2 protein-coding genes are annotated in these 1,860 nt (G+C 30.3%); both read left to right on the forward strand.

Features of this window, described 5'->3' with window-relative positions; translation table 11 throughout:
- Nucleotides 1-783 (forward strand): DNA methyltransferase (locus HCCG_RS11310; protein WP_050754596.1); only part of this gene is annotated, 783 nt, incomplete at its 5' end.
- On the forward strand, nucleotides 783-1,860 hold a 1,078-nt coding region (locus tag HCCG_RS11315; RefSeq protein ID WP_002957684.1), incomplete at its 3' end, for a DNA methyltransferase C1. The genes HCCG_RS11310 and HCCG_RS11315, both read left to right, overlap by 1 nt.

Genomic DNA, 1,860 nt, shown 5'->3' on the forward strand with positions numbered 1-1,860 from the left:
AATTCTCGTAGCGTGTGGAATGATCTTTCATCGCCAAGATCCAAAAATGCTTTAAAGCACGGAGCAACCTTTCCACAAAAACTAAGCGATAGAGTAATATCTCTATACTCAACAAAAGGCGATATTGTGCTAGATCCATTTTTAGGCACAGGCACGAGTGCAAGAAGTGCTTTAAGTCTAGAGCGAGATTTTATAGGTTTTGAGCTTAATATGGAATTTTATGAAGTTGCCTTAACATCTCTTAGACAAGATTCTAGTCTTTTTGATAAAAATAAATATAACATAAAACAAGGGGATTGTTTAGAGCTTGTAGAGGAGTTGGAAAACAATTCGTTGCAACTTACAATAACTTCACCTCCCTATGCAGATTTAATTCATAAGGTAGTAGATGATAGAACAAAAAGGCACAAAAAATCAGCATTTGTAATAGACAATAACGCAACTACAAAAATATATTCAAGAGATACACGGGACTTTGGCAATATGGATTTTGATAGCTATATGAATGCGGTTTTGCAGTTTATGCAAAAGCTTTATACAAAAACTAAAAGCAATGGTTATAATGTATGGGTGGTTAAGGATTATAGAGATACAAGAAATAAAATTCCTTATGTTGATTTGCATTCCAACATTGCTAATGCTGGAGTAAAGGCTGGGTTTAAGTATCACGATTTGATTATTTGGGATCAAAATGAAAGGCGTAGGCTAGTATTACTTGGCTATCCTAGCGTATTTTATGTCAATCAAAATCATTCCTTTATCGTTGTGCTTAGGAAGCCTTAATGTGTAAATATGATATAAATCTTTTGAGAAAACTTGATAGAATCCACCCTTATCCAGCAAAGTTTATTATTGATATAGCACTGCATTATATTTCAAATTATTCAAAACAAGGCGATATTGTGCTTGATCCATTTTGTGGAAGTGGCACAACTCTTCTGGCTTCAAGAATTTTAAAAAGAAATGCGATAGGGTTTGATATAAACTATATCGCCTATATTTTATCTCAATCTAAGATTTTGTATTTAAATGTTAATGATTTAAAATACCTTAAGGAATTTCAGCCAGACTCTTCATATATTGCTAATATACTACATAATTACGACAATATTTCGCATTGGTTTGAACGACAAAGTATAGAATCTTTATCAAGTATAAAAGAACAAATAAATAATTTTGTGGAAAACAATCATAGCTATAAAATATTCTTATATATGGTTTTTTCATCAATTATCAATATTGCTTCAAATCAAGATTCTGATACGAGATATGCAGCGATTAAAAAGCCACACATAAATAAATCTTTTATTTTTGATAAATTTAATGAAAAACTACATCAATCTATCGCACTTTATGAAAATTTAAATTTAAATGATAATCATTGTGCTATGTTTTTACATAATTCCAAAACACTTACTAAGAAATTTAATAGTGAAGTATCACTCATTCTTACTTCCCCACCTTATCCAAACACCTATGATTACTATCTTTATCATAAACACAGAATGTTGTGGCTTGATTTTAATGTGAAGTTTTCTATGGATAATGAAATAGGTTCAAGAAGGGAATATTCAAGCCTAAAATTACCAAAAGAGAAATTTAATAAGGATTTATTTGAAATTTTTTTTGAATGCAATAAGATTTTAAAACGACACGGCTTTGTTGTAATAATTATGGGTGATGGAAAAATTGCTGGGAAAATCTATCACGCAAAAGATGAATTGGTATCATTGTGTGAAGTTTTTCAATGGAAACTTATTAAGCATTCTTATAGTGAGCTAGATAAAACAAGTCGCTCTTTTTCAAGTGCTTTTCGCACTAAAAATAAAAAAGAGCATATTTTAATTTTTCAAAAGGCTT

The organism is Helicobacter cinaedi CCUG 18818 = ATCC BAA-847 (genome assembly GCF_000155475.1).
GTDB lineage: Bacteria > Campylobacterota > Campylobacteria > Campylobacterales > Helicobacteraceae > Helicobacter_C > Helicobacter_C cinaedi.